At 44.4% G+C, this 23,428-nt stretch carries 18 protein-coding genes, 1 tRNA gene and 1 pseudogene; 6 read left to right on the top strand and 14 right to left on the bottom strand.

What is annotated here, in order from left to right; all coding sequences use genetic code 11:
- Positions 1-2: 2 nt before the first annotated feature.
- The 3 genes from QY318_04535 to QY318_04525 form a co-directional block, all read right to left on the bottom strand.
- Entirely contained in the window at positions 3-635 is a 633-nt protein-coding gene (locus QY318_04535) for a hypothetical protein (protein ID WKZ31075.1), read from the bottom strand.
- Positions 636-748: 113 nt separating this feature from the next.
- Positions 749-1,777 carry a 2-oxoacid:acceptor oxidoreductase family protein gene (locus QY318_04530; protein ID WKZ31074.1) on the bottom strand — a complete coding sequence of 343 codons (1,029 nt, stop codon included), beginning with the start codon at positions 1,775-1,777 and terminating at the stop codon, positions 749-751.
- Complete coding sequence (locus QY318_04525; protein ID WKZ31073.1) at positions 1,774-2,328, bottom strand: flavodoxin family protein; 555 nt, start codon at positions 2,326-2,328, stop codon at positions 1,774-1,776. The genes QY318_04530 and QY318_04525 overlap by 4 nt, the downstream gene beginning before the upstream one ends.
- Before the next feature lie 128 nt (positions 2,329-2,456).
- On the opposite strand from QY318_04525, the gene QY318_04520 reads away from it, so the two are divergent.
- On the top strand, positions 2,457-3,050 hold the full coding sequence (locus QY318_04520) for a superoxide dismutase (protein ID WKZ31580.1): 594 nt from the start codon (positions 2,457-2,459) through the stop codon (positions 3,048-3,050).
- Between the two features lie 78 nt (positions 3,051-3,128).
- Here the strand turns inward: QY318_04520 and QY318_04515 are convergent, their stop codons facing one another.
- The 3 genes from QY318_04515 to mutL form a co-directional block, all read right to left on the bottom strand.
- Positions 3,129-4,223, bottom strand: coding sequence for an ABC transporter permease (locus QY318_04515; GenBank protein WKZ31072.1), 1,095 nt, complete (start codon positions 4,221-4,223; stop codon positions 3,129-3,131).
- A 21-nt stretch (positions 4,224-4,244) separates the two neighbouring features.
- Positions 4,245-5,021: an ABC transporter ATP-binding protein gene (locus tag QY318_04510; protein ID WKZ31071.1), complete on the bottom strand. Its 777-nt coding sequence runs from the start codon at positions 5,019-5,021 to the stop codon at positions 4,245-4,247.
- A gap of 74 nt (positions 5,022-5,095) precedes the next feature.
- Entirely contained in the window at positions 5,096-6,943 is a 1,848-nt protein-coding gene (gene mutL, locus QY318_04505) for a DNA mismatch repair endonuclease MutL (GenBank protein WKZ31070.1), read from the bottom strand.
- 282 nt (positions 6,944-7,225) lie between these two features.
- Between mutL and QY318_04500 the strand changes: the two genes are divergently transcribed.
- Positions 7,226-8,113, top strand: a complete 888-nt coding sequence (locus QY318_04500) for an adenylate/guanylate cyclase domain-containing protein (GenBank protein ID WKZ31069.1) — start codon at positions 7,226-7,228, stop codon at positions 8,111-8,113.
- A 66-nt stretch (positions 8,114-8,179) separates the two neighbouring features.
- The gene (uvrB, locus tag QY318_04495) at positions 8,180-10,156 is read left to right on the top strand and encodes an excinuclease ABC subunit UvrB (GenBank protein WKZ31068.1); all 1,977 of its coding nucleotides are present in this window, start codon (positions 8,180-8,182) and stop codon (positions 10,154-10,156) included.
- Positions 10,157-10,167: 11 nt separating this feature from the next.
- On the opposite strand, the gene QY318_04490 is transcribed toward uvrB, so the two are convergent.
- Positions 10,168-10,488 carry a hypothetical protein gene (locus QY318_04490; protein ID WKZ31067.1) on the bottom strand — a complete coding sequence of 107 codons (321 nt, stop codon included), beginning with the start codon at positions 10,486-10,488 and terminating at the stop codon, positions 10,168-10,170.
- Entirely contained in the window at positions 10,481-11,116 is a 636-nt protein-coding gene (locus QY318_04485; GenBank protein WKZ31066.1) for a hypothetical protein, read from the bottom strand. Before QY318_04485 ends, QY318_04490 begins: the two co-directional genes overlap by 8 nt.
- Before the next feature lie 138 nt (positions 11,117-11,254).
- Here QY318_04485 and QY318_04480 point away from each other — a divergent pair, with 138 nt between their 5' ends.
- Positions 11,255-12,136: a WecB/TagA/CpsF family glycosyltransferase gene (locus QY318_04480; GenBank protein ID WKZ31065.1), complete on the top strand. Its 882-nt coding sequence runs from the start codon at positions 11,255-11,257 to the stop codon at positions 12,134-12,136.
- A 9-nt stretch (positions 12,137-12,145) separates the two neighbouring features.
- On the opposite strand, the gene QY318_04475 is transcribed toward QY318_04480, so the two are convergent.
- From QY318_04475 to QY318_04460, 4 genes and pseudogenes are all read right to left on the bottom strand, one after another.
- Positions 12,146-12,841 carry an anaerobic ribonucleoside-triphosphate reductase activating protein gene (locus tag QY318_04475; GenBank protein WKZ31064.1) on the bottom strand — a complete coding sequence of 232 codons (696 nt, stop codon included), beginning with the start codon at positions 12,839-12,841 and terminating at the stop codon, positions 12,146-12,148.
- Between the two features lie 22 nt (positions 12,842-12,863).
- Positions 12,864-15,119, bottom strand: a pseudogene (locus QY318_04470) (ribonucleoside triphosphate reductase).
- Positions 15,120-15,407: 288 nt separating this feature from the next.
- Complete coding sequence (gene nrdR, locus QY318_04465; GenBank protein ID WKZ31063.1) at positions 15,408-16,031, bottom strand: transcriptional regulator NrdR; 624 nt, start codon at positions 16,029-16,031, stop codon at positions 15,408-15,410.
- A gap of 36 nt (positions 16,032-16,067) precedes the next feature.
- Positions 16,068-16,138: transfer RNA gene (locus tag QY318_04460), tRNA-Gln, on the bottom strand.
- A 141-nt stretch (positions 16,139-16,279) separates the two neighbouring features.
- On the opposite strand from QY318_04460, the gene QY318_04455 reads away from it, so the two are divergent.
- The gene (locus QY318_04455) at positions 16,280-17,602 is read left to right on the top strand and encodes a hypothetical protein (protein WKZ31062.1); all 1,323 of its coding nucleotides are present in this window, start codon (positions 16,280-16,282) and stop codon (positions 17,600-17,602) included.
- On the opposite strand, the gene QY318_04450 is transcribed toward QY318_04455, so the two are convergent.
- Both QY318_04450 and dnaE read right to left on the bottom strand, forming a co-directional pair.
- Complete coding sequence (locus tag QY318_04450; protein ID WKZ31061.1) at positions 17,599-19,098, bottom strand: excinuclease ABC subunit UvrC; 1,500 nt, start codon at positions 19,096-19,098, stop codon at positions 17,599-17,601. The two genes, QY318_04455 and QY318_04450, sit on opposite strands and share 4 nt — an antisense overlap.
- A 44-nt stretch (positions 19,099-19,142) precedes the next feature.
- Positions 19,143-22,547: a DNA polymerase III subunit alpha gene (gene dnaE, locus QY318_04445; protein ID WKZ31060.1), complete on the bottom strand. Its 3,405-nt coding sequence runs from the start codon at positions 22,545-22,547 to the stop codon at positions 19,143-19,145.
- Positions 22,548-22,625: 78 nt separating this feature from the next.
- Here dnaE and QY318_04440 point away from each other — a divergent pair, with 78 nt between their 5' ends.
- Positions 22,626-23,387, top strand: coding sequence for a hypothetical protein (locus QY318_04440; GenBank protein WKZ31059.1), 762 nt, complete (start codon positions 22,626-22,628; stop codon positions 23,385-23,387).
- Positions 23,388-23,428: the final 41 nt, after the last annotated feature.

The following is a 23,428-nucleotide window of genomic DNA, read 5'->3' as shown; positions in this document are numbered from 1 at the left end:
ACTTATTTATTAATAATTACTTTTTTACCTAGCTCTTTTTCTACAAATTGTACCAGCTCTTCCAAGAAGAATGGTCTACCATCATACTTAAGCAGCTTATTGGAGATGCTCACATGAGCCTCTTTGGCTATCAGGCCGGCAAGCTGGGCAGTTGCGTTATTTTCGACAATTACCACCTTCTTTGCCTTATCTATAAATTGCATTAACGTTTCGGTTTTAAATGGCCATAGATACTCGTAGTGCAGATAATTTGCTGTGAAGCTGTTCTGGCCATTGTTTATTAGCTGCATCAGGTCAACAATATTTGTTTTCACACTCCCCCATCCGATAAACGAGATGTCAGCTTCCGCTGTGCCATACAGCTCCGGATCTGGTATCTCTTGTGCTAGTTGATCTAGCTTGCGAAGTCGCTTATCTACCATAGACTTTGTGACATCAGCCGCCTCTGTGCTATCGCCATCTACATCGTGCTCATCGCTGTTTGCGTTATAGGTCGGCCCTGATTGTCCAGGCAGCCATCTTGGTGATATGCCGCTATCAGTAATCTTATACCTGCTCCCAGAATCAAGCTGCGACAGCTCATCTTTTCCGACTAATCCTCGTTCAATCTCAATCGGCTGGTGGCAGTTTATCAATATTATAGAGCGATTCGGCGATGCTCTTATCGGTCATAATTATCACTGGAAGCTGATACTTTTCAGCTATGTTGAATGCCTCCTGGATTCTGGTATAGGCAGAGATTGGATCACTAACGGCCACAACACAGCGGGGAAATTCGCCGTGGCCAGCATACAGAGCCAGGTTCAGAGTCAGATGAGCCGGTCCATGTTGGCAATCCGGTTGCGGCACCATGCCTCTGAGCCAGCAAGATTACCAGTGGGATCTCTGCTATGCCTGCATTTGAGATTGTCTCCGTCATCAGGTCAAAACCCCCACCAGAGGTGCCAGTCATCGCTCGCGCACCCATAAACATACTGCCTATAGCCATCTGCACAGCCGATATCTCATCCTCTACCTGCTTCACTATCAGATCTTTCTTATTAGCAACCTCAGCAAGATAGCTCAGAACTGGTGATGATGGGGTCATCGGATAGGAATAGTATGCTTTCATGCCTGCGGAGAGCGTCCCCAAAGAGAATGCATGACTTCCTGTTAGCACATAGCTCTCTGCCCAAGCTGCATCCTTAGCATAGCCATCTACCGACATCTTCATCTCCGCGTCTTCATAATTGTACCCTGCAGCTAGCGATTTTTTGTTTCCTTCAATAAACTGCTCTTTCTTACCAAATACCTCTAGTACTGAGCCTTCGATGCTCTCATAGCTCTCACCAATTAGCTTCCATATAAGTCCGATCAGTACAACATTAGCCATTATCTTATTGCCGCCCTCAAGAAGCGCTAATTCATCGGCTTTGACGTAGTGTACTTTGATACTGTTTTCCTGGATGAATTTCTCCTCCTCCTTATTGAAGTGAACTTTGGGGAGTGAGTGAATCAAGAGGCCGTCACTGTTAAGGGTTTGAAGATACTCATATATCGTAGCTCGGCTTATACATACAAGTAGGTCACACTTCGCGCTTGGGCTACTTATCGGCAAATCTGACCATTCAATCTGAAATGCTGCGACGCCACCTTTAATAAGTGAGGGATACTCGCGATATGCAAAGACTTTATACCCGACTCCCTTTAAAGCATCACTCAAAATCTCACCAACCGAGTTGATCCCTTGGCCTGACTCACCTCCTACTTTTACAACTGTACGTCGATACTTGCTCATATTGAAATGTCTTTCGGCGCCTCTTCCTTCTCTTCGATATTATTTACAACACTTTTGGCATCATTTTCGGCCTTGCGGTAATTAAAATTGCTTAGGTCACTAATAAATTTCTTGGTCCAATCAGTCACCATATTATCAAGCAGTGAGTATGGGTCCCCGTTGATCTTCAGCGGTACTGAGATCGAAGTTCCACCCTGTTTTTCAAATGTCTCTTGCAGCGTAATCATTCCACCACAGAAAAGAACAGGCTCATACCTTGTATCACCTAATCCAATAAACCCAGCATACTTACCTTCCACACTATTTTTCGATATCTCTTTTAGAAGTGGCTCGAAATATGGGCTAATTACACCATGCTCCCATGTAGAAGTGGCAAAGATAAAAAGCTGGTTTGCTGCAATTAGTTCAAACTTTGTTGATTCTGCCCGATGAAGTTGAGCGACAAAGCCGTTTGCATTGAGAATTTCGGCTACCTTTTCACACACTGCTGCAACATTGCCAGAGGCGGAAGCGAAAATTATTTGAATGTTTTTTGATTCTTGAGGTGTCATGGCAGCTATTTGTTAACTCTCTAATAGTAACTAATGACCCGATTGCTGTCTACATATTGTGCTATCAATTAGACTCACGCCAACATTCGGGGTAAAATTAATTGGATAAACTTTTAGAGATGAATTTGATGGTCAAACAGTACACTTTGCCAGATCTACCTTATGCATATGAAGCATTAGAGCCTGTAATTTCCCGAGAGATTATGCAGCTTCACCATGATAAGCACCATGCTGCATATGTAAACGGAGCAAATGCTGCGCTGAAGACGCTTGAAGAAGGCCGACAGGGCAAGGAGATCAATGTGAAGGCTGTTATGCGCGACCTTAGCTTTAACCTCAATGGCCACCTGATGCACTCGATCTTCTGGGCAAATATGCGGGCAGCAGAAGAGGAAAATGAGGCTTCTGATAGATTGCAAAGCTTGCTAGCAGAGCAGTTTGGGTCATACGAAGCATTTAAGGCAGAGTTTGCAGCAGCAGGGAAAGCTGTGGAAGGCTCAGGATGGGTAGCACTTTGCGCAAACGCCACCAACGACCTAGTTGTAATGACATTCGAGAAGCACAATCTGCTGTCTTTGGTAACATTTGACCCAGTACTGGTACTCGATGTATGGGAGCATGCCTACTACCTCGACTATAAGAATGATCGAGGCGCATATGTTGATGCATTCTGGAAGATCGTGAACTGGGAAGATGTAGAGATGCGCGTAATCGGCGACTAACTGTCTACCCGACCACCCCGACTCACTTGCCCGACCCACTTAGTCTTCGCAAGTGAGTCGGGGTGGTCGGATTATCGATTACTCTTTCCACTTGAACAGCTTGATTGCCGCTGCGTATACAACAACAGTCATAAGCAAAAGTATTCCTACATCTGAGGCAATCTCTGAAAAGCCTGCGCCCTCAAAAGATACAGCACGAAGGGCGTTGTTAAGGTAGGTCAGAGGCAAGATCTTGCTTACTGGCTGCAGCCACTCCGGGAAAACCTCGATTGGGAAGAAAGTGCCTGCCAATAGGAACTGCGGCAATGTGATAATGTTCGCCAATGGTGGTACTGAATTTTCATCTTTCGCAATGCTGCTGACGATCAGACCCATCCCTAAGAATATGATCAAGCCAAGCATTGAGAGAAGCAGCATTTCTACGAAAGTCACCCATCCATTTACCAGAGTAAATTCTAAGAAGAAGTAGCCAACGCCAATGATTACCACCGCTTGCATGATAGCAAACATTAGCTTGCTGCCTGCTAGGCCGGTGAGGATTGAGCTCTTCTTTACAGGTGTTGCGGCAAATCTCTTAAGTACCAAAGTTGCCCTCAGGCTCACAAATAGAAAAGCTGTTCCAAAAATACCTGTACTCATCAAGGCGAAGCCGAGCTGGCCAGGCAAGATAAAGTCGATCTGCTTATACTGCCGACCTTCAACGTTTTCTGTTTCAACAGTTATTGGAGGCTCGGTAACTCCTGCAATCTGCAGATTCATCGGTGAGACGATACCCTGAATTGTTGAAAGCACAACCTGCGATCCCTCTGGTTCTGCACCGCTAAGCCTCAGGTCTACTAGGTAGCTTGGCATCTGATTCTCATTCGCTCTCTCAACGATATTCATCTGCGCGCTGATTCTACCTGCTTTTAGCTTCTCCTCTACCTCTTCATTACTCATCTCTGTATCTAGCTTAATATAGTCGATCTCCTCAAGCGCCTCATAGATCGGGTTATCTGTATCCGAGCCCTCTTTGACAGCTATTGTATAGGTTTGCCCGCCTTGACCGATAAACCCAAATACTACAATGAAGATCAGAGGAAATAGGAGACCGAAAACAATGCTGGACGGATTTCTCATTGTAGAGATGAGATCCGCTTTTAGCATCGCTAGGAAAGATTTAATGAATTTCATATTGGTTCTATATAGGTTAGCTTATTCTCTTAGGGCATGCCCGGTTAGATCGAGGAACACATCTTCGAGGTTGGCATCCTTTACCTTCTCTTTCCTCTTAAATCCTCTCTCAAGTAGCTCATCTACCAACTTGCCTGGTGGTGCAATTGTAATAATCTGACCATCATCTATAATTCCAACCCTGTCGCACAGAAATTCGGCCTCATCCATGTAGTGTGTTGTAATTACTACTGTTGTACCATTCTCGCGAATCTCTCTAATCAGATCCCAAAGGTTTCTACGAGCCTGCGGGTCCAAGCCGGTTGTTGGTTCATCTAAGAATATGACCTTCGGCCTATTTACAAGTGTTGTTGCGATTGAGAACCTCTGCTTCTGACCTCCAGATAGCGCTTTCACCTGCACCTTGGCCTTATCGGTAAGGTTTACCTTCTCAAGTAGACTCATAGCATCTACCTTAACATCGTAAAGCCCTGCAAACAGGTTAATGAGCTCGAGAAGGTTCAAGTTTGGGTAGAACCCTGCTTGCTGAAGCTGCACTCCAATAAGCTGCTTGATTTTCTTTGCATCTTTATTGATCGAAAGACCCAGTACTTCAACTGTTCCCTCAGTCTCATCCCTCAAAGTCTCAATTATCTCCAAAGTCGTCGTCTTGCCAGCTCCATTAGGACCTAAAAGGCCGAAAATCTCTGACTCATATACATCAAAGCTGATTCCGTCTACTGCTGTGAAATCACCATACTTCTTTACCAGATTCTTCACGCTTATTACTACCTCTTTCTTCTTCTCTTTCTTTGACATATAACCTCAGTGAGAACTTAATTTACCAGTGTATATCGTATCACAAAGCAGTACAGCTTGTCTTCGGGCTGTACTTAATAGGTTCTATCGAAGTTCTTATCCAACTCGGTGAGAGATATTCGCCACACTATTGGGCGGCCGTGCGGGCAGCTATAAGGGTTGTCACATTTCATTAATTGCTCGACTAAAGATCTACCCTCAGAATAGTGAAGCTTCTGATTGGTCCGAATGCTATTGTGACAAGCAATTGTCGCGAGCACATTTTCCCGCTGCTTATTTAGGTCAAACAGCATCTCCCCTTCTTCATACTCACCAAGATCTACAACCTCTTTTATAAGCTTGGTTAAATCTGCTTCATGAAATTCAACAGGAACTGCAGTAACTTTTAGCCCCGTATTATCAACCTCAACAGAGAATCCAAGCGATTCAAGGAAGTAAGTATTTTCTTTCATAAAGATTAGTTCTGTCTCCTCAAGCTGTATATGCTCTGGCACAAGCAGATTTTGAACATCCAGTGTTGCTCCGCCACTTCCACTCTGATTATAGTTACTCAGAAGCTTCTCAAAAGTGATTCGCTCTGCTGCGGCATGCTGGTCTACCACCCATAGCTCGCTTTCAAACTGCACAAAAATATATTTCTTGAAAAATTGCGCGACGTTCAGTATCTCGCCCAATTTAACCTCGCCATTTTCGCTATCAAATACAGGAAGTGACTCACTCTGATCTCGCAACAGATTCTCAGAGAATCGGATACTCTCATCAACAGATCGATTCTGCCTCGAAAAATCAAGGACGGCTGTGCCCGAGCTACTATATCCGTCACCCTGCGACGAGCTTACTATCGATCTTAGCCTGCTGTAAGCATTATCTTCATGTGCGACGCCGTCGTATGAAATATTTGAAGAGTACTCGCTCTTGATCTGCTGACTGAGGGCTGAGGCCACGGCCTGCTCCACGGCAGAGTAAACACGGTATGGGTTGATGAAGCGAACTTCCTCCTTGCGTGGATGGACGTTTACATCCACAAGGTCTGGCTTAATTTCCACCATCAGTACCAGTGGGACTTTATCTCCGTGTGGTATGAATCGATCGAACCCCTGAATAACACTCTTAACAAGCCCTCTCTCACTAACTGGACGCCCATTTACAAATGTATATATGTGATTGACCTTCGACTGGTGAAATTTCGGGTGAGCGACTAACCCACCGATTTTCATCCCCTCTCCCTCATAAAATATATCCACCATCTCCTCGGCAAAGTCTGCCCTTACAACTTCCCTGAAACGACCTGGGTGCAGAGTCCTCGATGTTACACCCTGTATCTTCGGCAAGTTATAGATAGTTCTTCCATCTTTCTCGATATTGAAAGCAACATTTGGATATATGATCAGGTATGGCAAAATTATCTGCATCACTTTGCGATACTCAGTCTCTGCACTTCTTAGGTATTTTCTGCGCGCTGGGATTTTCCCGAAAAGATTCTTCACCATTACTGTAGTTCCGACGTCTCGAGCTGCTGGCTCAATACCTGTTGGAGTAATGCCCTCAAAGGCGATCTTATATGCTAACTCTTCTGAGTGCTTTGATATTGCAGTTACATCTGCAATCGCCACTATTGTCGAGAGAGCCTCTCCTCTAAAACCCATGGTAAGAAGGTTGTTTAGATCCTCTAAGGAGTCTATCTTGCTGGTTGAATGTGCCTCGAACGCCAATCCTAGCATGTCACTAGAGATGCCTATCCCATTATCTGAAACCTCGATTAATTCAAGCCCCCCTTTATTGATGCGTATCTTTATTATGTCGGCACCAGCGTCAATGCTGTTATCTATGAGCTCTTTGACCACCGAAGCTGGTCGTTCAATCACTTCGCCTGCTGCAATCTGGTTTATTAATTCTTGTGGGAGTTTCTTAATGTCTGCCATCGGTGACAATTATATACGTGAATTGGAAATTTTTCATGAAGATTTCATTAAATTCTTTCCCTCTACGCAATTCAAAGTCTCAAGGATGCACAACCGAACGGCGGTGCCTACTATCGATAGTCTGCACAACACACTGCAAAAATGACTTATTAAATTTTCCTATCGCTTGTCAGCAATAAATAGCGCCACATTTTCCTGCTCAGGTATGGCCATTTGCCACTATCAGTGATTATAGCGACGCCACTTGACCGCCATGATGAATATAATAGATTATATGATGTTATGATCTACTTGAATCTAAATACAGCTTATCCGACAGCTTCATCATTTGCCGGTGTGGGGAAAATGTTTAACAAGAAGCTTTTAAACTTCTATCAGCGAGGATTCTTTGAGGAAAAGTATAAGCACCCTGTACGGGAGAATCTGATGATTCTTTTTTCTGATATTAAAGGCTTTACACAGATGTCAGAGAAATTTTCATCACACGACCTTTTCATAATGCTCGACAACTTCCTTACCAAAGCCAGTTTGATCATTAAGCAGAATGACGGGAAAATAGATAAATACCTCGGTGACGGGATTCTTGCATATTGGAATATTCAGGACAAGGATGTAACTTATAAGCTAGTCCTAAATACTCAAGAAAAACTTAGAGAATTATCCAATGAGTACTCGACGGCAACAAATGTAGATTTCACTATAGGTGTTGGTGTTCACGAAGGCCCTGCAACAATTGGATATCTTGGGAGTAGTTCGCAATCAAACAGCAAGACCAAAACCCTTATAGGCAAAAATGTAAATATAGCATCGAGATTAGAGGGCTTGACCAGAAAGTATGGGGTCGAAGCTCTTTTATCATTCCCGTCTCAGTACGCACGTGACACACATGACTTCATCTTTAGAAAGGTGGATATCGTCCAGGTTAAAGGCTCTTCAACAGTCCTGCATATATACGAGCCAATGCGCCGCTCCAATGAAAATCTAGCCAAGCGAGAAGTTTACGAGCAGGCATTGAAGCTTTACCTTTCTGGCAAGTTCTACCACGCAATGCACAAGTTCCAGATACTGTACGACGACAATCCTTCAAAGCTTATGTCACAGCGAATCAAGAAACTGAGCCTCGCACCAAAGGATGATTGGGATGGGGTGTGGAACTGGACGAGCAAATAAGACCACCTTTGTCCATTATTCACCTGTTTGTTTCTCGAAATTATCGCTACGTGATAAAATTGCGATGTGAGTTTCACTTTAAGCACACAACTTACTCCTTCCCCCGACCAGGAAAAAGCCATACAGCAGATCGTCAGCAATATTGATAATAAGGTCAATAAGCAGACTCTACTTGGCGTAACAGGCTCTGGAAAGACATTTGTGATGGCAAACGCGATTGCACGAACCAACCGCCCTACCCTTGTACTATCCCACAACAAAACCTTGGCAGCACAGCTATACGAGGAGTTTGTCGAGTTCTTCCCTGACAATGCGGTTAGATATTTCGTTTCATACTACGATTACTATCAACCTGAAGCCTACATCCCAGGCAAAGATCTCTATATTGAGAAAGAGTCCGATATTAACAATGAGATTGAGCGGATGCGACACTCGGCCATGTATGCTGCGCTTACGAGGAAGGATGTAATAATTGTCGCTTCAGTCTCATGTATATACAACATAGGCAATCCTGAAAATTATCAAGGCCACTCGATCACAATGAAGGTTGGTGATTCCTTCCCAATCTCAAAGCTAAGCAGAGATCTGGTATTAATGCAGTATCAAAGAGATTTGACCGACTTTACTCCAAGCTCATTTAGGATAAAAGGGGATATCGTAGATATATTTACTCCATACCATGAGCTCCCAATCAGATTAAAGTTCTTCGGAGACGAGCTTGAAGAGATAAACTACATTGATGCCCTTACAGGCCAGAAATTAGCCCAGATCAATAAGATCGAAATCTTCCCTTCTAGGACATTTATCTTCGACTACGATGTTGTAAATAAGGCTGCAGAAGAGATAAGAAAAGATATGGAGATCCAGGTTGAGGCGCTCAACAAGATGGGCAAGATCGTCGAGGCGCAAAGATTGAAGCAAAGAACTACCTATGATATTGAGATGCTGCTTCAGGTTGGCTATTGCAAAGGGATGGAGAACTACTCGATCTACTTCGAAGATCGTCAGGTCGGTGACCCTCCATATACATTGATGGATTACTTCCCAGACGACTACCTTCTATTTATAGACGAATCCCACATAACTGTTCCTCAGATTGGTGGGATGTCAAAGGGTGATGCAGCCCGCAAGGAGACTTTGATTGAGTACGGCTTCCGGCTACCTACAGCACGAGATAATCGACCGCTCAACTTTGAAGAATTTAGGCAGCGCCAAGGGGTAACAACATATGTCTCAGCAACTCCAACACAGTGGGAGATAAAAGATAGCGATGAGAATGTTGTCGAGCTGCTTACAAGGCCAACGGGCCTACTTGATCCAATTATCGATGTACGCCCAACTATGAATCAGATCGATGATGTCATTGCTGAGGTAAACGCAAACATTAAAAAGCGTCAACGAGTCCTTATCACAACTCTTACGAAACGTATGGCAGAAGATCTATCTGCCTATCTCGAGGATATGGATATTAGAGTTCATTACTTACACTCTGACCAAGATACTGTTGAAAGAGTCGATGTCCTAAGAAAATTACGGCTGGGCGAATTTGATGTATTGGTGGGAATCAATCTACTACGTGAGGGTATCGACCTACCCGAGGTATCCCTCGTAATTATCTTGGATGCAGACAAAGAGGGTTACTTAAGGTCACGAACCAGCCTAGTACAAACTATTGGTCGAGCTGCAAGACATCAAGAAGGAAGAGTTCTTCTTTATGCTGACAAGGAAACTGATAGCATGAAATATGCGATCACAGAGACGAGAAGAAGGAGAAAGTTCCAGGAAGAATATAATACGAAGCATGGCATTACCCCAACCACCATCCAGAAAGGGATACGTGAATCTCTGAAGAAAGACGAGATAGACGATACTCCGCTTGATTATGCTGCATGGATAGAAGAGAGCAAGCCTCCGAAAAGCAAGGTAAAGAGCCTTATCAAAGACCTTGAAGATAAGATGTTTATCGCTGCTGAAAACCTACAGTTTGAGAAGGCCGCTGAAATACGAGACCAGATCAAGGATCTAAAAAATGCGGTGGGATAAAGAAAGATACATTAGTAGCCGAAATCGTCGGCATCTAGGTCGGAAAGGTCAAGAGCCTCGTCGAGCTCGTCCACAGATCCTTCATTTTCCTCTACGGTTTGATCAATGCTCTCAGATACATACTCCATACCAAGCTGATCTGCCGTAAGATCACTCATATCGCTATCTGCGTCCAATTCCCCAATGTCACTGTCAAGATCGGCAAGTACTTCTGAAAGCGATAGTGGTCCTTTCTCACTCATAGTGCCGTATACCATTACACCCCCAAAAGCTATCGCCAGTAGGCCTATAAATACCGCTGCAACTACAATAGATCTCCTCTGCTTACTCATTATCTTTCTCCTTATTATCCTGCTGATCCTGCTTTACCTGCTCCTTCAGATCCATAAGGCTTTGGCGTAATGTGCCCTTTATGAATACTCTAATCTCAGATGCATCATCCCGAACCTTCTTCATCTTTGCTCTGACTTCCTCCATCTTCTCCAAGAAAGCAGCTTCTCCTTGCTCGCAGGCGGCTTCATCTACCGACTGAAGCTCAGTTTTAAAGTCTTCATAATCCTCTTGGAAAACCGTGACCAAGCCTTTCAAAGTCTCAATATTTGCTTCAAGCTCTGATGTATCGTAACCACTCTCTTTAAGGCTCGTATTTACTTCCTCAAGCTTTGACACAATATTACTATACCTATCTGTATACTTACCCTCTGTCTTCGAGTAGCCATTTAGTTTGCTTTGAACTTTCTCCTGGACTGCTGCGCACTTCTCATTCGAGATTGCTATATTGTTTTTTTCCTCCAGCATCTTCTGCTTTAATGCCTTCAATCGAGCTTTCTCAGCCTCTATCTGCTCCTGAGTAGGACTTGGTGGCAAGTTTGTGTCGATTGCGTATGATGATGGAACAAAAGTAAAAAGTAGCAAAACTGCGATAAAAGCGAATGCAAATGATTTCTGGGCTGTTTTCATGAAATATAAATAAAAATTTTATGTCGAACCATGATCCATATCAGTCACTCATGTGAACTGTTACAGGTCACTTGAATACAATATACAAGTTCGAACCTAAAATGTAAAATGTAGAAATTTCAGATATCTTAATACACTATGAGATTACCCATAGTCGAATTACACGGAGTCAAAATAAACCCATTGACAAGGGAGCAGTTTCTCACTGAGTTCACTGAACTGGCTGAGAGCGGTGCGCCAGGAAAGTATATTGTTACTCCTTACTCTGAATATATTGTAAATGCACAAAGTGACGAGCAATTCAAAGCTGCCCTAAATGGCGCAGATCTATCAATTGCGGATGGGATATATATATTGTGGGCCACCACATTTATGTCACGACCGGTCAAAAGCAGGGGCATGATTGGGAAGTTACAGGTTCTCGGCCAATATATTGGAACTGGTGCCTCAATTATTTTCAACAAGACTTCGCTAACAAAAATTGTTCCAGAACGAATACCTGGTTCTCAGGTTGCATATGATCTCGCCAAGATATGTGCAGAACGAAATTATAAGCTTGCCATACTTGGTGGATTTGATTTTGGTTCAGGCAACACTGGAATCTTAGCGGCAAAAAAACTTCAGGAGCTTTACCCCAGTCTCGAGATTGTCGAGATTTACCCAGGCGAGCGCAAAGAAGAGGAGGGGCAGGTTGTGATCGACATTTTGAAGAGTAGCGGTGCCGATGTGCTTTTCTGCTGCTACACGCCAAAGCGCGAGGAGATCTGGCTGCACGATAACCTTAAACATACAGGTATAAAGGTCGGAATAGGGCTGGGGGGTACTCTGGACTACATATCAGGAGTAAAGAAGGCGCCGCCGGCATGGGTCAGCAAGCTTGGCTTAGAGTGGCTGTTTAGACCGTTCTTCGCTGATGGGTACTCGCTCAAGGCAATGTGGAAAAGAATGAAGCGTGGATGGATACCTGCAATGGTCAACTCCTCACTCTTTTCATTAAGAGAAAAATTGCGCACTGTATAAGCCCGAGAGTCATGCCCGAATCTCTACTCGATCCACATAATTTCTCATTATTTGTGCGAAATGCTCAAGCTCATTCGGTTTAAAGCTCTCTTTGCCTGTAAGGCTTGGGTCTATTGTCTTGCCAGGACGGAAGTTTTGTATGTAGTATGACTTCGCCCCATTAACCATCTGTCCAATCTTCTCTACGCTTTCATCATTATGTAGACTCCTTATATATGTTGTACGAAATTCATACTCTGCGCCACAATTCATTATAGTCTGAATAGACTCATTTATCCCGGTAATCATCTGGCCGCCATTCAATCCTTGACTATAAAGCTCTTCGGCATACTTCACGTCCATCGCCCAGTAATCCACCAGCCCCGTTTCTGCAATCGCAGCAACTATCTTTGGAAAGCTCCCATTTGTGTCTAGTTTTAATTCAAAGCCGAGCTCCTTAACTTTTTTAATGAATTGGGGAAGGTCTTTATGCATTGTGGGCTCACCACCTGTTATAGTGACGGCATCTAGCTTTCCGACGCGAGTTTCAAGAAACTTTAGCACTTCGTCTTCACTATATATTGCCTTACGATTTAGCTTTCCGACAACAAGCTCAGGGTTGTGACAATATGAGCAGACCATATTGCACCCATAGGTGAATATTATTGCGGAAAGCCGCCCAGGATAATCGAGAAGTGTAAGCTTCTCTAAGCCAGCGATAACCATATCTGTTCTAGAATAAATTCTTCTACTTCTTGCGATACTCTACTCTGTCTACCCACTCAGACTTCTTTCCTTTGTTCCACTGAGAGACAGGCCTAAGATAGCCGACCACTCTCGAATATACTTCACACTTCTGTCTTTTTGGCTTGATTGCCATAATACTAATATAATAAATTTAATTCTATATAACTCCGCCTTCACGAAGTGCGACTTGATAAGTCCGACTTAATAAGTGCGACTTTGCCAAGTCATCAACAACCTCCTCATCAGGTGCATAACCGATCTCCTCGTCACACCTCGGACAATACTCATGCTCTCCTTCAAGATAGCCATGCTTTGGACAGATGCTAAATGTTGGAGTGATTGAGAAATAGGGCATACTGTACTTCTCACACATTCGCTTTACAAGTTTCTTTGTTGCCTCAAGATTCGGGATTCTCTCTCCAAGGAAAGCGTGAAATACAGTCCCTCCAGTATATTTGCACTGCAAACTATCTTGGAGGTCGAGAGCTTCAAATAGATCCTCGGTAAATCCCACCGGTAGCTGTGAGGAGTTGGTGTAGTATGGGTCAGCCAGGTCAGCCTCCTTATTTGCTACTACAATCCCTGGATACTTTTTAACATCTGATTTCGCGAATCTATATGCTGTCGATTCTGCTGGAGTCGCTTCAAGGTTGAAAATGTCGCCTGTTTCTTCTTGATAACCACCTATTTTCTCTCTCATAAAATCCATAACCTCGAGAGCAAATGCATGACCCTTCTCGCTAGTTATATCTTCGCCCAAAAAGTTGAGCAACGCCTCGTTCATACCATTAATTCCGATTGTATTGAAGTGATTCTTCCAATATTTACCAAATCTTTCTTTCACGCTTGAAAGATAGTAGCGAGAGTATGGATAGAGCCCCTTCTCAGAGAGATCCTCAAGCACATTACGCTTTATGATCAAACTCTCTTTAGCTAGCTCCATCATCGACTCTAGCTTCTCAAAGAACTGCTTCTTACTCTTAGCCGTGTGGCCTATTCTGGGCATATTTATCGTCACAACCCCGATACTCCCTGTAAGCGGGTTAGAGCCAAACAGCCCTCCTCCACGCTTTCTTAGCTCTCTGTTATCCAGCCTTAGCCTGCAGCACATAGAACGCGCATCATCCGGGTTCATGTCTGAGTTAATGAAATTTGAGAAATATGGGATTCCATACTTTGCTGTCATTTCCCAGATAGCTGTTAGCTCAGGGTTGTTCCAATCGAAATCTTTGGTTATGTTGTATGTCGGTATTGGGAATGTAAAAACTCTACCACTCGCATCGCCCTCCATCATTACCTCTGCGAAGGCCTTATTAATCATCAGCATCTCTGGTTCAAAGTCTTTGTACTTTTCTGGCATCAGTTTGCCCCCTATTATCACGCTTTCCTCAGCCAAAGCACCGCTAGGGAGTATATCCATCGTGATATTGGTAAATGGTGTCTGGCATCCCACCCGTGTTGGGACATTCATATTGAAGACAAATTCTTGAATTTCCTGCTTTACTCTGCCGTAGTCAAGATTGTCATACCTGATGAATGGAGCAAGATATGTATCGAAGCTTGAGAATGCCTGTGCTCCTGCTGCTTCATGCTGCAATGTATAGAGGAAGTTAACAACCTGACCAAGTGCGGTCGAGAAGTGCTTTGGAGGGGCACACGATACCTTCCCAGGAACACCAGTAAATCCTCTCAATAGTAGATCCTGCAGGCTCCATCCACAGCAGTAGATAGCCAGCATTCCCAGATCGTGAATATGCATATCCGCTTCTATATGGGCATTTGCAATCTCTTTGGGGTATATTGTGTGCAACCAGTAGTTTGCCTGTACAGAGGATGAGATATGATTGTTTAGCCCCTGCCATGAGTAAGCCATATTGCTATTCTCATTGACCCGCCAATCCGATTCACCTATGTAATCCCGCACTAGCTCTTCCGCATCAATTAGCGATTTGATATTTCTGGCCTTGTTATTTATATCCCTGAAAAGAGCATACGAGTGCGCTGTCTTGCCGTGCCCCATCTCTTTAAGCGTGCTAATAACTTGCTGATATATTTCTGTGGAGCTTACGGCTGAACCGTCGTTTGATTTTTTTAATTTGCTAATAACTTCTGACGCTACCTCTTCCGCCCTCTGTTTGTCACTGCCTCCGATTACTTCGGCAGCCTTATAGATAGAATTGGTCAACCTCTGCTTGGAAAATGAAACTTTGCGTCCATCACGCTTGATCACCTTTGCGAAGCCACGACTCTCTTTCATTGCTGGTGCGATTTAATTTAATCCCGTTAGCCTGTCATTCTATGCCTTGGGCTGAATGATAGGTTAGCGGAGTCAGATAAAATAATGCACACTTCACAATGCTTAGCATACACAATATATTGCCATCTGCAACCAAGCTACCGCAACAGGTTGTGCCAGTCAAGCAAAGAGCTAGGCCTATATTATTATTTAGCCGAAATGTTGTGGGATTGGTATGTTCCACAAATTGTATGTGGGGTTATAAGCCGAACACTATCGTAACAGGTGATGAAATCAATCAGAGAAGATTTACTTCTTTGACTCTTTGAGCAGCTCGTCCAGCTCATCTCTAAATTGCTCAAGAGATTGAAAATCTTTATACACTGATGCAAAACGCATATAGCCAAGTGGGTCAAGCTTTTTCAGCCTCTCGAGTACAAGCATGCCGATCTCACTTGAGTTGATCTCGGTACTCTCCATGCTTAGAAGATGCATCTCAATATCATCAACCATGCTTGAGATCTGATCCATATTTAGCTCTGCATTTGTGACTGCTTTCCGCACTCCTTTGGTTAATTTCTCGCGGCTATACTGCTCGTGTGTCCCATCTTTCTTGACCACGGTGAGATCGACATTTTCGACGCGTTCATATGTGGTGAAGCGCTTTGAGCATTTAAGACACTCTCTACGCCTTCGTATTATTCCTTCTTCTTTATTTCTTTTGTCAACTACCTTTGAGTTGGTAGAAGCACAGTACGGACATTTCATAGTTGTAATTGTTCGTTCTTGGATACGGGCGCCGCTTCGTTTCACTTCGCGGCATCCACCAGTACCAGCCGATCGCTTCGCTCTCGGATGCGGGCGTCGCTTCGCGACACCCACGAGTGCTTGCCAATCACTTCGTTCTTGGATGCGGGCGCCACTACGTGGCATCCACGCACGTCAACCGATCGCTACGCTCTCGGGACGTTGCGGGACAGGGATTTGAACCCCGATTCTCGGCTTCAAAGGCCGGTGTCCTACCATTAGACGATCCCGCAGCATCAACATGCCGCACTAAACCCATCACGGCAACCAATTTTAATATCCTTTCGCGCTTTTAGCAATCCAGACCAAGATCAAAGTCATAAAGCAAAATATTGTCCTATAATTTACCAGACTTATGGTAATATATTTATACTATGCCCAGGAAGCCTCAAAAGATTAAACGAAAAGCCGCCAAGAAAGCCAGTAGCACCAGCCAACAAGGTGCAAAGACATATATGTCCTCGAGCTTTAAGAAAAACGCCAAGCGCCAGAGAAAACCTGTAGCCAGAAGGAAGCCTAGTCGCATAAAGCGAGCCCTGAGCTCACGCAAAAGCAGCAATAAGGCCAAAATGAAGCGCCAAGGATATGGCAAGGCTCGCAAAGCAGCTGGAAATGTAGCTAAGGTTGCAGCTATAATGATTCTCCCATTATTCGTGATCTATGGTGCCTACCAAGGGATCCTCCAAGTTGTCTCTATCCGTGCTAGCAAGGTTGAATCTGTAAATGGTGTCGCTGTCGCCAAAGAAAAGGTTGTTGGCTTCAAGGAGCTTCCGATTTACCCTGGCTCACAGTTTGTGTATAAGGATTATATTGAAGAGGAGAGCGTCAAAAAATTCCTTTCTAACGGCGAGTCTGTTTACAGGCTCCCTCCGGATATAGTCTTCAAGGAGGTAGCAGATTATTACAACGCTATCCTGCCATCATCAGGATGGGAGCATATCTTGTCCGTACCAAGAACCTCCAACGAGATGATGTATGGAGAGTATTGGATCAAAAAAGATGGAGAAAATGCCTTAAGAATCTATAACAAGCTTAATGATATCTGGTATCAGAAAATCTCAGTTGAAGAAGCAAAATCGGGCCTTGCTGCCCAGGTACGCTTGGAAAATGAGCGAGAGCTTATTATCTCTTCGACTGAAGGCAACGAATTTCTCCCCCACTTTCCATGGAATCTCAAAGTTCCCAATGAGTATCTGATCCGCTACTACGATACTGAGATTGAAAATTCACAAGGGGTTGAGCTAAAAAAGATTGGCAAAGATGAAAAAGTCTTCCTCGAGCCACTTGGTCGCGCGGGCTCGCTTCCTCCAGATGTGATGTTGGTAGAATTTATCGAGAGGGTAAACAGCAATGATGCATATATCTCAAAGCCTGACACAGAATCAGGATCGAACTCAGATGGGCTACTTTCCGACACAACAGATTCGCGAGAGGCTGAAAACAGAGAAGAAGAATTTTCAGGGTCTGGATGGAAGGTTGTTAGTTCGACCTATATTGAGTATGAAGGGAGAAGTGTGCTTGAAGCACAAATTGCTGCTCCTGGAATGGGAGGCACAGCGTATGTATTTGAAAACTATCGCAGTGGCCAGATGTTTGTGCTGACATCTTTCAGTACCGAAAATCAGATGATTGACTATATGCTGAAGAATTTACAAGATAAGAGGAGCGGCTATACGAAAGATGACTTCGAATTTTAGTTTGATCCATACCGCTTCTTTAGCTCGATGAACAGCGCATCTACAAGCTTCTGATCCTTGAGCACCGATCTCACACTGTCGGGGCCAGCTTCCCACATCGTTTTGACCGAGCCATACTCTTTCATAAGTAGCTTTTTCTTTTTCGGACCAATTCCTTTGACCGAGTCGAGCAATGATTTTTCCATATATGCTTTCCTCGCTTTTCGATGATGCTTCAATGCAAATCTGTGAGCCTCGTCTCGCAATGTAACAAGAATTCTTGGCTTCTTTAGCGGGATCTGTAGGGTAACTCTGTTTCGTACCACCCAGAACTCGTCTACCTTCCTGCCACCCTTGCGCTTATATTTGCGTCCCTTGCTGATTCCCAACAGAAAGATATCGTCTGGTATCAGGTCGATCACAGCTGAAAGCTGCCCTTTTCCACCGTCGATCATAATAATGTCAGGCTTCGTAGAGAGACTTTCATCCTCTACATTGGTGTCGATATGCTTAAGCCTTCTTGTAAGCACCTCGCGGAGGCTTGCGAAGTCATCACTACCCTCAACACTTTTCACTTTAAATACGCGATATTGCTTAGGATCTGTTACGCCCTCCTCGGAGACAACCATAGAGCCGTAAGAGAAGGTTCCCTGGATATTGGAGATATCGTAGCATTCAACGCGAGATACCTGGGCAAGACCGAGCTGCTTTGAGATGCCGTCGAGCTCATTTCTGAGCATTTTATTACGGTTTTCGATATACTCCTCCTCGGCTCCGCTATAGCCTACATCTATCTTATTACCCAGATGCTTTAAGTCTTCGATCTTATCTCTCAGTAGTGCAGCCTTCTCAAATTCACGATTGCTAGAAAACTCTCGCATCTGCCTCTCCAGATCAGTGACATGCCTCTTCTTCCTCCCGTCGAGAAATTTGATTATTTCATCAATATTATTTCGATACTCCTCTACCGTGTGCTCGCCAAATGCTGGATTAATACACATGCCGAGGTGATAGTAGAGGCAGGGCTTAGTCGGAGAATTACATGTACAGAATGGGTGAAGCTTTCTGATATATCTATAAACCTGCCGCACTGCACGACCACTTGGATATGGGCCGAAAAGCTTCCCCTTCTTCAGGCTTTCAATAGAAGTTGACCGCACGATATAGATCTTCGGTATCTCTTCTTGTGTTGTGATGTAAAGCCATGCATATGACTTATCATCTTTCTGCAAGACGTTATACCTAGGCTGGTTGTTTTTGATCAGCGCAGACTCAAGAACAAGCGCCTCAATCTCATTTTCTGTCTCAATATAATCAATCCTGATGATTTTGGGGATCATCGGGATGATGTGTGGACGGTCAAAATGGTCGTCACGGAAATATGAGGAAACTCTAGCGTAAAGGTTGACCGCTTTGCCCACATATAGAAGCGTATCTTCAGAGTCGTAAAACTTATACACACCAACACGGTTTGGGAGAAGATCGAGCTGTTTTTTAAGTTCGATATCGGGCTGCAAAGTATCTGCTGCTCAGGTTAACAGCACTATTATAGCAATTATCCCTAGCTGAAGCGGGAAATGAGCTGCTTCGCCTCATCGTTGACCGCAATCTTGTTCTCGAGGTTCATGACATGACTCTCACCATCGTTCACCATTATAATTCTCACAGGGACATTTCCTGGGTGATCTTTGATAAATTTCTTAAGCTCAACCACGTCATCTTCTGTGTGGACACCATTAATTTTAAATGTAACGCCGCTAAAGTTTGTGCCATGGGCTGCGGCATTAACCACCTTTGCTTTCTCGAGCATGAAGCTCTTATCGCCATCACGGTCATTGAGCCGACCCGCAAATAGCATTGGCTTATTTGGTAGTAGCTCATCTTTAACCTCTTCAAACGCTGATGGAAACACCACCATCTCGATACTCGCGCTCTTATCTTCCACTGTCACGAAGGCCATCGGATCTCCTTTCTTTGTTGTGATGCGCTTCACATTGCTAGCAATTCCACCAACAACATATATTTTACGTCCAGCCTCTTTCTGCAGTAACTCACTGATAGGTATAGCGCCTTTGCTTGCAAAGAACTCATGCAGATCATCAAGCGGATGGCTTGAGACATAGATTCCAAGCAGCTCTTTCTCCCACTCTAGCTTCTGGTATACCGGAGTAGGCTCGCCCTCAGGCAATTGCATTGGATGATCGATATGCACCATCTGCACCTCTGCCGGTCCGCTTGAGAAAATATCTATCTGCCCTAATTTCTGTGATGTTTTCTCATGCTTATATCGATCGTAAACAAGAGGTAGGGCAGCGATAAGCTGCTGCCTGTCACCAAGTGAATCCAATGCTCCAGCCATGATCATGTACTCGACAACTCTCTTCTGTACTTTATTGTCTATATTTCTGTAAACGAAGTCATCGAAATTTCTGTATTCGCCATTCTTGGCACGCTCTTCAACGATAACCTTTACCACATCCTCGCCCACATTTTTGATTGCCGCCATCCCAAAACGGATATTTTTCCCATCAATCGTAAACTTATGATCACTCTTATTTACATCTGGTGGTAGCACCTGAATCCCAAGCCGTTCACACTCTTGCAGGTCGATCACAACCCTATCAAATGTATCCAGATCACCCTCAAGGAGTGCTGCCATAAATTCAAGCGGATAGTGGGCCTTCAAGTATGCGGTCCAGTAAGACACAAGCGCATAAGATGCAGAGTGAGCCTTGTTGAAGCCGTAGTTTGCGAACTGAAGCAGCCTCTCCCACAGCTGGTCAACGCTCTCCTGTTTGAAGCCCTTCTCGACTGCACCACCTATAAACTTTGGTTTCTCCTGCTCCATCACATCCATCTTCTTCTTACCCATCGCTTTTCGGAGCATATCTGCACCACCCATCGTGTAGCCAGCGATATCCACAGCAATCCTGATAACCTGCTCCTGATAGGTGATAACGCCATTGGTGATCGACAAGATCGGCTCCAGCTCGGGCATAAGATACTCGGCCTCCTTCTTGCCCTCCTTCACCTCTACATACTCCGGAATGAACTGCATAGGGCCAGGACGATAGGCAGCCAGCAGGTAGCAGATCTCTTCCTGTGTCTCTGGCTTCAATCCGCGAATAGTCTTGCGCATCCCCTCGCTCTCTAGCTGGAAGATACCAACTGTGTGGCCGCTTTGAATAAGCTTGTATGTATCTGGATCGTTCGCATCAACTGACATAAGGTCGAGTTCTTCACCAGTAGAGCCTTTAATCTTCTCCACTGAATCTCCTATCACACCCAGATTTCGCAACCCCAGGAAGTCGAACTTCATTACCCCAACCTCCTCAAGATCAAACATCTCAAATTGCGTCATACCAATACCCTCGCCTTTCGAGTCACGCTGGAGTGGTACATAGTTTGAAACCTCGTCAGGGGTAATGATGATTCCACATGCGTGTGTAGATACTCCACGACAGAGACCTGCAATTCGCCTCACGATGTCGGCCATCCGCTTATTCAATGGATCAGACTCGACGATCTGCGCGAACTCTTTATTATTTTCGATCATATAGTCAATATCTTTCGCCTTTCCGAATACTATCTCAACCATCTTCGAGAGCTGATCAGCGACGGCTAGATCTACTCCGAGCACTCTCGAAACGTCCCTGATCGCCTGCCTCGTTTGCAGCTTGCTGAAGGTTCCGATCTGTTTCACACTATCAATTCCGTACCGATCGATTGCAAATTGAATTACCTCATCTCTCCTGCGGTCAGCAATATCAATGTCGAAATCGGGTGGTGAGTTTCTCTCTGGATTGAGGAATCGCTCGAAATAGAGCTCCCACGATATCGGCTCGAGATGGGTAATGTCAGTTGTGTATGCTACAACCGAGCCACAGCCTGACCCTCGCATACCTACGACAATCCCATTTTCGCGGCAAAAAATGACGAATTCTCTCGTAACTAGGAAGTAGTCGTTATAACCTTTCTCATTAATTACCTCTAACTCATAATCGATTCTTTTCTGCAGCTCTTCGTCGATCTTGCCGTATTTCTTTTCTGCACCCTCATATGCAAGCTTCCTAAGATAGGATGCGGATGTCTCTCCTTTCGGAAGGCCGAGAAAGCGTGGCTCAACACGATCGAAGCTAAGTGAGTACTCTTCGATGCTGTCTGCAATTTTTTGCGTGTTTTCGACAGCTTCCGGGAGATCTTCAAATAGCTGAGCTATCTGCTCGCTGCTTTTGACATACAATTCCTGCGACATATATGTGCGTCGCGTGGGATCTTCCAAAGTTTTCCCGTCGGCGATGCACCAAAGTACTTCTTGCACAAGTGCATCGTCCTGGTTCAGGTAGTGGGCATCGCAGGTGGCCACGAGTGGGAGGTCCAGCTTGCGCGCGATCTCAATCAGCTTCGGGTTTACCTCGTCTTGCTCTGTGATCCCATTTCGCTGGATTTCAATATAGAATCTGCCTGGATATATTTCAGCAAATATTTTGGCCATCTCCTCGGCTTTCTTATCTTCGCCGTTCATTAGATGTCTTGCCACAACTCCGCCAAGACAGGCCGATGTTGCTACCAATCCCTCTGAATATTTCTTTAATGTCTCGATGTCGACTCTTGGCTTATAGTAGTATCCCTCCATATGACCTGCAGACACCAGTTTCATTAAATTGATATATCCTGTTTTGTTTTGCGCCAGGAGGATCATATGTGCATATTTATTGTCTATTCCGGCTTCTTTCAGGTTGTGGTCGCGCGGGGCGACATATACCTCACACCCGATTATCGGCTTGATCCCCGCCTCCTTCAGGCTCTTATAAAATTTGTAGGCACCGTACATCACACCATGGTCTGTAATGGCGCATGAATCCATGCCGAGCTCTTTAAGCTTCTCGACAAGATTGGCGATCTTTATCGTTCCGTCGAGCAGCGAGTACTCGGTATGTAGGTGTAAGTGCGTGAACTTGCTCATATATCTTTAATATATATGAATCTGATTTCAGAATTTTTTAAGATATGTGCGATAGTATATCTGATATACTGATTTGTGATGAAAAGAGACATAGTTAGTAAGAAAAAGCTATCCAGTTTAGGTAGGGGTACATCTAGCATTATTAGGCGTACTACAGAACGCACAGGAAAGAAGCGAATAATATTTATTATCTCAATGTGTCTCCTATTTGTTTTTGCATTCGACCCAATCGCTACGCCGCAAATTGAATCAAGGTTGATAGAATATAATTCTGAAAATGTGTCTGCAGAGCAAAGTAAGATACTCACTGAAGTTGAAAATAGCGATATAAAGATCTTTGACTCTGCTCTTGCCCTAAATCTCAATAAGGCACCAACAGATATATCCAATCCACGAAATGTTGGCAGTAACTTTATCACTACTGATCCAAGAAATATCGCAATGAGGCAGTTTCTTGAAGACCACAGCTCCCCAATGTATCCGTACGCTGAAGTATTTGTAGAAGAGGCAGACGAGCATGGGCTCGATTGGAGGCTGGTGGCATCAATTTCCGGCGTGGAGTCTGCATTCGGAAATATTACTCCTGCCGGATCGAATAACGCTTGGGGATGGCGAGGAGGGAGAATAAACGGCAGAAGCACATGGAGCAGATTCGCAACCTGGTCAGACGGAATATCGGTAGTGACTGAGAGGCTTGCCAAGGGATATGGCACAGATCTAACCCCGTTCCAAATTGAGGCAACCTACTGCCCACCTTGTGCACAGAATCCGCGTCATGAATGGGCAAATGGCGTCAACAACTATATGGTTGAGCTAAACTACTACCTCGAAGACCTATAAATGAAGTCGCACTTTGCAAGTGCGACTTCACGAAGGCGGAG

This window comes from Candidatus Dojkabacteria bacterium, from assembly GCA_030583845.1.
In the GTDB taxonomy this organism is placed as follows: Bacteria; Patescibacteriota; Dojkabacteria; order SC72; family JAHDCA01.
This window is presented reverse-complemented; position numbering and strand designations above follow the sequence as displayed.

Bases quoted from the DNA above. Each gene is read 5' to 3' on its own strand.
- QY318_04530 (WKZ31074.1), bottom strand. From the start codon at position 1,777: ATGAGCAAGTATCGACGTACAGTTGTAAAAGTAGGAGGTGAGTCAGGC.
- QY318_04525 (WKZ31073.1), bottom strand. From the start codon at position 2,328: ATGACACCTCAAGAATCAAAAAACATTCAAATAATTTTCGCTTCCGCC.
- QY318_04520 (WKZ31580.1), top strand. From the start codon at position 2,457: ATGGTCAAACAGTACACTTTGCCAGATCTACCTTATGCATATGAAGCA.
- QY318_04515 (WKZ31072.1), bottom strand. From the start codon at position 4,223: ATGAAATTCATTAAATCTTTCCTAGCGATGCTAAAAGCGGATCTCATC.
- QY318_04510 (WKZ31071.1), bottom strand. From the start codon at position 5,021: ATGTCAAAGAAAGAGAAGAAGAAAGAGGTAGTAATAAGCGTGAAGAAT.
- mutL (WKZ31070.1), bottom strand. From the start codon at position 6,943: ATGGCAGACATTAAGAAACTCCCACAAGAATTAATAAACCAGATTGCA.
- QY318_04500 (WKZ31069.1), top strand. From the start codon at position 7,226: ATGATCTACTTGAATCTAAATACAGCTTATCCGACAGCTTCATCATTT.
- QY318_04490 (WKZ31067.1), bottom strand. From the start codon at position 10,488: ATGAGTAAGCAGAGGAGATCTATTGTAGTTGCAGCGGTATTTATAGGC.
- QY318_04485 (WKZ31066.1), bottom strand. From the start codon at position 11,116: ATGAAAACAGCCCAGAAATCATTTGCATTCGCTTTTATCGCAGTTTTG.
- QY318_04480 (WKZ31065.1), top strand. From the start codon at position 11,255: ATGAGATTACCCATAGTCGAATTACACGGAGTCAAAATAAACCCATTG.
- QY318_04475 (WKZ31064.1), bottom strand. From the start codon at position 12,841: ATGGTTATCGCTGGCTTAGAGAAGCTTACACTTCTCGATTATCCTGGG.
- nrdR (WKZ31063.1), bottom strand. From the start codon at position 16,031: ATGCCACGTAGTGGCGCCCGCATCCAAGAACGAAGTGATTGGCAAGCA.
- QY318_04455 (WKZ31062.1), top strand. From the start codon at position 16,280: ATGCCCAGGAAGCCTCAAAAGATTAAACGAAAAGCCGCCAAGAAAGCC.
- dnaE (WKZ31060.1), bottom strand. From the start codon at position 22,547: ATGAGCAAGTTCACGCACTTACACCTACATACCGAGTACTCGCTGCTC.
- QY318_04440 (WKZ31059.1), top strand. From the start codon at position 22,626: ATGAAAAGAGACATAGTTAGTAAGAAAAAGCTATCCAGTTTAGGTAGG.